Source organism: Methylomagnum sp. (assembly GCF_054333355.1).
The window spans coordinates 1-6,895 of record NZ_JBTEKS010000241.1 but is presented as its reverse complement, the minus strand read 5'-3'; the positions used below and the strand labels follow the sequence as shown (position 1 = coordinate 6,895).

General features: G+C 66.1%; 2 protein-coding genes. Both read left to right on the top strand.

Annotated elements, in window-relative coordinates:
* The coding region (locus ACXWUF_RS15895) for a transglutaminase family protein (RefSeq protein ID WP_458495633.1) at positions 1-2,503 on the top strand (2,503 nt) is incomplete at its 5' end.
* Positions 2,504-2,601: 98 nt separating this feature from the next.
* Positions 2,602-6,078, top strand: coding sequence for a transglutaminase family protein (locus ACXWUF_RS15890; RefSeq protein WP_458495632.1), 3,477 nt, complete (start codon positions 2,602-2,604; stop codon positions 6,076-6,078).
* Positions 6,079-6,895 lie beyond the last annotated feature (817 nt).

The window sequence follows — 6,895 nt, the reverse complement described above, 5'->3', positions numbered from 1 at the left end:
CCGCGTGACCAAGCCCTACACGGAAGCGCAGTGGGAAGACATCCGCCGACTCGGGCGCAGTTTGGATGGGGAAATCGCCGCGCTGGACATCCGCCTGACCATGGGCGGCGAGCCGACGTTCGTGTCCATCGACGACATGGAGGGGGCGCAATGGAACACCGAAGCGCTGGGCTTCCACAAGCGCGAACGGGCCGGGGTGCTGCTGCGCGGCCTGCGGGAAGCCTTCGCGCCCGGTGGCCTGCTGCATTACGGCCAGGGCAAATGGTATCCCGGCGAACCCCTGCCCCGTTGGGCGCTGGGCTGCTTCTGGCGTTCCGACGGCGTGCCGCTGTGGCGCGACCCGGCCCTGATCGCCGACGAACACAAGGATTACGGCGTCACCAGTGAACTGGCCCGCCGCTTCGGCGAACGGCTGGCGATGCGGCTGGGCGTCGATCCGGCGTTCCTGGCCCCCGGCTTCGAGGACTGGATTTATTACCTGTGGCGGGAAGCCAACCAGCCCGCCAACCTGGACCCCATCGCCATTCCGTGGGCGCCGCAATACCGCGATGATCTGAGTCTGGCGCTGTCCCGTGGGCTGGACCGCACCGTGGGCTACGCCCTGCCCTTGCTGTGGGATTGGAGCCGGGGCGGCTGGCATTCGGCGCCATGGAATTTCCCCCGCGACGCCATGTACCTCATGCCCGGCGGTTCGCCCATGGGGCTGCGTTTGCCCATCGGCCAATTGCCTTGGGCGGCGGAAGTCGAGGACGAGGAACTGGCCCCGCCGCCCGTGCCGCGCCCGGTCGAGCCAAGCTTTTATGGCCCCGCCGAACCGCCCGAGCATAAAAAGCCCCTGCCCGCCGACGCCCGGCCCGAGGTCATCCGTCGCCAGTACAAGCGCTGGGTGGGCGTGCCCCACACGGCTTTGTGCATCGAGCCGCGCAACGGTCGGCTGTATCTCTTCATGCCGCCGCTGAATTATCCGCAGCATTATCTGGGCTTGCTGTCGGCCATCGAGAACACCGCCGCCGAATTCGGCCTGCCGGTCATCATCGAGGGCTACGAGCCACCATCTTCGCCGCTCATCAAGTTCCTGAAAGTGACGCCGGACCCCGGCGTCATCGAGGTCAACATCCACCCGGCCCGGGCCTGGGAAGACCTGGAACACAACACCGTCACGCTCTACGAAGAAGCGCGGCAGACCCGGCTCGGCACCGAGAAGTTCATGCTGGATGGCCGCCACTCCGGCACCGGCGGCGGCAACCACGTCACCCTGGGTGGCCCCACGCCCGCCGACAGCCCGTTCCTGCGCCGCCCGGACGTGTTGCGCTCGCTGGTCACGTTCTGGCAGCACCACCCGTCGCTGTCGTACCTGTTCTCCGGCCTGTTCATCGGCCCGACCTCGCAGGCGCCCCGGGTGGACGAGCGCGGCGCCCATCTGCTCGACGAACTGGAAACCAGCCTCGCCGAGGTGGAGAACGCCCTCCCGTGGGTCGTGGACCGGGCCTTGCGCAACTTCCTGTCCGACCTGAGCGGCAACACCCACCGCTCGGAATTCTGCATCGACAAGCTGAATTCCCCGGACAGCGCGTCCGGTCGGCAGGGCTTGGTGGAGTTCCGGGGCTTTGAAATGCCGCCCCATGCCCGCATGAGCTTGGCGCAAATGCTGTTGCTCCGGGCCTTGACCGCCCACTTCTGGAAGACGCCCTACCGCCACCCGCTGGCCCGCTGGGGCACCTTGCTCCACGATAGATTTTTGCTGCCCCATTACGTCTGGGCCGATTTCAAGTCGGTGATGGCCGAATTGAACGAGGCGGGCTATCCCTTCGACCCGGCGTGGTACGAGCCTTTCCTGGAATTCCGCTTCCCCCATTACGGCCTGGTGCAATACGAGGGCGTGACACTGGAACTGCGCATGGCCCTGGAGCCCTGGCTGGTGTTCGGCGAGGAAGCGGGCGCGTCGCAGCAGGCGCGGGTGGTGGATTCGGCGGTGGAGCGGCTGCAAGTGCGGGCCTTGGGGCTGGACCCGGAACGCTATCTGGTGGTCTGCAATGGCCGCCGCGTGCCCATGCAAGCCACCGGCACGCCCGGCGAATATGTCGCCGGGGTGCGCTATAAAGCCTGGAAGGCACCGTTCGGGCTGCATCCGGCCATCGAGTTGCACGCGCCCGTGGTGTTCGACCTGTTCGACCGGCGGCTGGGCCGTTCGGTGGGCGGTTGCGTTTATCACGTCGCCCACCCCGGCGGACGCTCCTACGACAGCTTCCCGGTCAACGCCTACGAGGCGGAATCCCGCCGCATCTCAAGGTTCTGGGCCTACGGCCACAGCGCTGGCGATTGCCCCGCGCCGGATTGGATTCGCGACCTTGCTGTTCCCTTCGACTCCGCTCAGGGAACGGATGACTGGGTGCGCGACATCGCCACCCATCACGGCGGCGGTCCCGCCCTGGTCCGCGAACCCGCGCCGGAACCCGTCAACCCCGATTTCCCCTGCACCCTGGATTTGCGCCGGACCTTATAGATGGCGGAGGAGAAAAAACTTCTTTTGATCGCCCTCACCCCAACCCTCTCCCGTGGGGCGAGGGAGCAGAACGGCGCTTTACCAGTTGAGTTATCTACATGAGCAGCACCCGCATCGCCCTGACCCATACCATCGAACGGCGCCACGCCCAGCGCGTTCTTCTGCCCACCCACTGGCTGCGGCTGCGTCCCGCGCCCCACACCCAGGCGGACATCACGGCCTTCTCCATCAAGGTCGGCACCGAGCCGCATTTCCTCAACTGGGTCCGCGACCCGTTCGAGAACTATCTGGCCCGGCTGGACCTGCCCGAGCCGGTGTCCGGCTTGGCTATGACGGTGGACTTGGTGGCCGACCTGACGCCGGTCAATCCCTTCGATTTCCTGACCGAGCCCTACGCGGCGAATTTCCCGTTCAAGTACCCGGACCAACTCCGCAAGGAACTCAAGCCCTATTTGCACATCCCCGAACCGGGGCCACGGCTGACCGCATTCCTCAAAACCCTGGACCGGAAACCGGCCTACATCGTCGGGAAGCTGGGCAACATCGCCGCCGAGGCCCATCGCAACTTGGCGATTTCCGGCCACGCCAGCCCCGGCGCGGTGGATTTGGAGGCGGTGCTGGAACAAGGGCATGGCTCGCCGTGGGAAGCGGCGTGGCTGCTGACCTTGGGGATGCGCTCGCTGGGACTGGCGGCGCGGTTCACTTCGGGGTATCGGGTGTTTCTGGCACCCGAGCCGGTGGTTCACGCTTGGAGTGACGTCGCCGAATCCTCCGCCACCCGCTGGCTGGACACCGCCACGCTGCACGCTTGGAGCGAAGTCTTCATCCCCGGCGCGGGCTGGATTGGGCTGGACCCGGCGGCGGGGCTGTTCACCCACGAAGGTTATATTCCCCTGGCCGCGACGCCCGACCCTTTGCGGGCCTTGCCGTGGGTGGCGGAAGCGGGCGAATCTTCGGAGTCCGAAGTTCCGGCTGAAGCCGGGACTACGAGCGAAGTTCGCGTCCGCCGCCTGGTGCCAGCCCCGGCTCCCGCGCCCTACACGGACGCGCAATGGGCCGACATCAATGTCGTGGGTAAACAGGTGGACCAGCGCTTGAAGGACGAAGGCATGAGCCTCGCCATGGCCTCCACGGTGTGCTTCACCGCCGCCGATTCCACGGCCCCGGAGTGGTCCACCGCCGCCGTGGGTCCGGGCAAGCGGGCCGCCGCCGAGGAATTGCTGACCCGGCTCCGGCAACGGCTGGCGCCCGGCGGCGTGCCGCACGAGGGCCAAGGCGAATGGTTCGGTGGAGAGAATCTGCCGCGCTGGAAGCTGAACTGCTTTTTCCGTACCGATGGTCAACCCATTACCCACCATCCAGCGCTCCAAAATAAGACCGACGCGGCTTTCAAAACCACGTCGGTCTCCGCCAGTACGGTCTCCCCGCTGCCCCAGGCGGGCCATCCACGGCGGGCGGTCAAGACGATGAATGTCGGCCCGGAAGCCCCCGAAATCAGCGACGCAGCCAACTTCGCCCAAACCCTGGCGAAGCGTCTCGGCGTGTCGCCCGATTACCTGCTGCCCGCCCACGAGGACCAGTTGCACGAACTGTGGCTGAACCGCCACCATATCCAATTCGAGCCGCCCGCCGAAGCCCTGCGCGACCCTATCCGGCGGCGGGCACTGGCCATCAAGTTGTCGCAGACCCGGCTGGACCCGGTGGGATATGTGCTGCCGTTGCGCTGGGACGCGGCGTCCGAGCGCTGGGCCACGGGCCGCTGGCGGTTCCGGCGCGGTGCCTTGTATTTGGCGCCGGGGAATTCCCCGCTGGGCTACCGCTTGCCGCTGGACAGCCTGCCGATGGGCGAGGACGCCCCGGCCAACCCCGATCCCGAGCGCTGCCATTTCGAGGAGCGCCCCCTGCTGGCGGAAATCCACGGCGAACCCGCCGCCCGCCTGACCCGCCACCCCCAAGTGGCGGAGCCGTTGGAATCCGCCGACCTCGATCAGCCCTTGGCCCGCCCGCCCCGCACGGCGCTGTGCGTGCAGGTCCGGGAAGGTCGGCTGCATGTCTTCCTGCCGCCGCTGACCCATTTGGAGCATTGGCTGGACTTGGTGGGGGTCGTCGAAGCCGCCGCCGCCGAATTGGGTCTTCCGGCCCTGTTGGAAGGCTATGAGCCGCCGGAGGATTTCCGGCTGGGGCGGCTGACCCTGGAACCCGAGTCCGGCGTGCTGCGGGTCACATTGCCCGCCGCCGAGTCCTGGGCGCGCTTGTCCAGCATCGTCAGCGGGGTTTACCGGGAAGCCGAAGCCGTGGGCTTGCGGGCCGAACGCATCGCCTCGGATGGACGGCGGCAACCGCCCGGCGGCAACGCCGACATCGTGCTGGGGGGCGAGCGGCCGCCGCTCAGTCCGTTCCTGCTCAGGCCGCAATTGCTGCATTCGCTCATTACTTATTGGCAGCGGCATCCTTGCCTCTCCTATTTCTTCGCGGGGCGGCTGCTGGGTCCATCCGGCCCGGCGCCCCGCCCGGACGAGGGCCGCGACGACGCCCTGTACGAATTGGGCCTGGCCCTGTCCCGGTTGTCGCTGAACGATTCGCCCGGCCCCTGGATTCCCGACCGGGCGCTGCGCCATCTGCTGGCCGATCCCAGCGGCGACATGCGCCGGGCGGAAATCCGCATCGACCAGCTTTACGCGCCGGATCGTTCCAGCCTGCGCCTGGGCCGGATCGCCCTGCGTTCGTTTGAGTCCGCGCCCGATGCCAAGCTGGCCCTGGCCCAAGGGCTGCTGGTCCGCGCCCTGCTGACCTATTTGGCGAAGGCGCCGGTGGATGCCGGTCTGGCCGATTGGGGCGGGGATTTGCACGACCGCTTCATGCTGCCGGGACCGCTGTGGGAGGACTTACGGAAAATCCTGGGCGACTTGCGCGGGGCGGGATTGCCGGTGCAGGCCGAATGGTTCGAGCCGTTCCTGGCGCAACGCTTCCCGGTGCTGGGCCAGATACAAATGGGCGATGTGGGATTGGAACTGCGCTTGGCCCACGAGCCGTGGCCGGTGCTGTCCGAGGAAGTCACCGCCTCCGGCGTGGCGCGGCTCATCGACTCGTCCAACCAGCGGATTCAGGCCGAGGTGTCGGGGCTGATTCCGTCCCGTCACGTCCTTGTCTGCAATGGGCGGCGGGTGCCCTTGCACGCCTCGCGCACTCGTGGCCTCGCCCTGGCGGGGGTCCGCTACAAGACTTGGAACCCGCCTTCAACGCTACATCCGACGGTGCCGCCCATTCATTCCCTGGTGTTCGATCTGCTGGACGCCCGCACTGGCGACGTGTTGGGTGGCTGCACTTATTTCCCGGCCCGTCCGGGCTTGGCGGGCACCCTTGCCGCCCCGGTGGCTGTCCCGGAATTGGAGTTGGAAGCGGAAGGCGGTGGCGAACCCCGTCAACCGCGCCCGCACCCCATGGCCCCGCCGCCGTGGAGTCCCAGCGGGCGGTTCCTCAATTTTGGCTCGGGCGCAAGGCGGGTGGCGGTGCCACCTGAGGAGACGGGCGGACGGTTCCCGTATTTGCTGGATTTTGTGCGGGCGGGCGGCTAAGGAAGGCCGGTTGTCGTGGAAGCGGTCTTTAGGCCGCGACCGAGCGCGGAATCGCCGCGGCCTAAAGACCGCTCCCACAAATTGAGGATGACCGCAACGAGAAACGCCGGAGCGAATTGCTTCGCTCCGGCGCCGAAATCATGGACCTCGATCATTTCTTGTCGCAGGGAAACCCCATTACAAGGAAGGCGAACCCAATGAATTCGTCTGCTGTGGCTTCTTCGGTCCTTGGGTATTTCCAAATGGTCCCTGCCCGTCGCTGCCGCAAGCGGTCAGAAACAAGCCCAATAAAGAAACCATCACAATGCGCTTTACGGTATGCATAATTGCCTCGCGCCAAACCTTAATAGGGTAAGGCGTCATTTTTCATCCCTGTTAAAAAAATCGCCGACGACACGAAAGTGATCGGCAATGCCAGCAAAACCGACCTAGGTCGGCCCGCTTTTGCCGGGCACCCTTAGGGATGCGTCCGGCCCTCAACGCCCCGCGACAGTAACGGGGCCATCGCTTTTCTGTCGGGGACAGTCTGACACGGAACCGGCGCTTTACCTAACAAAACCATGGCTGGAAGCCCGGGGGTTTAATTTTGATTAACGCGCTCAAATTTCACAGTTTTAAACCGCGTCCCGTTTGAGAGCCATGGCTTATAGGATGGGTGGAGCCTCGACGGAACCCATCGCCTCAGGCTAGGGGCATGATGGGTTTCGCCACGCTGCACCCATCCTAATATATAGGCGGTGCCCAGCACTACGGCTTTCAAACGAGACGCGGTTTAAGATATTTGCCTCCCGCCCTTACGCTACCCCCGCTTAGCCCA

What these genes read in the sequence shown, in the direction of transcription:
- ACXWUF_RS15890 (WP_458495632.1), top strand. Translation starts at nt 2,602, where the DNA reads ATGAGCAGCACCCGCATCGCCCTGACCCATACCATCGAACGGCGCCAC.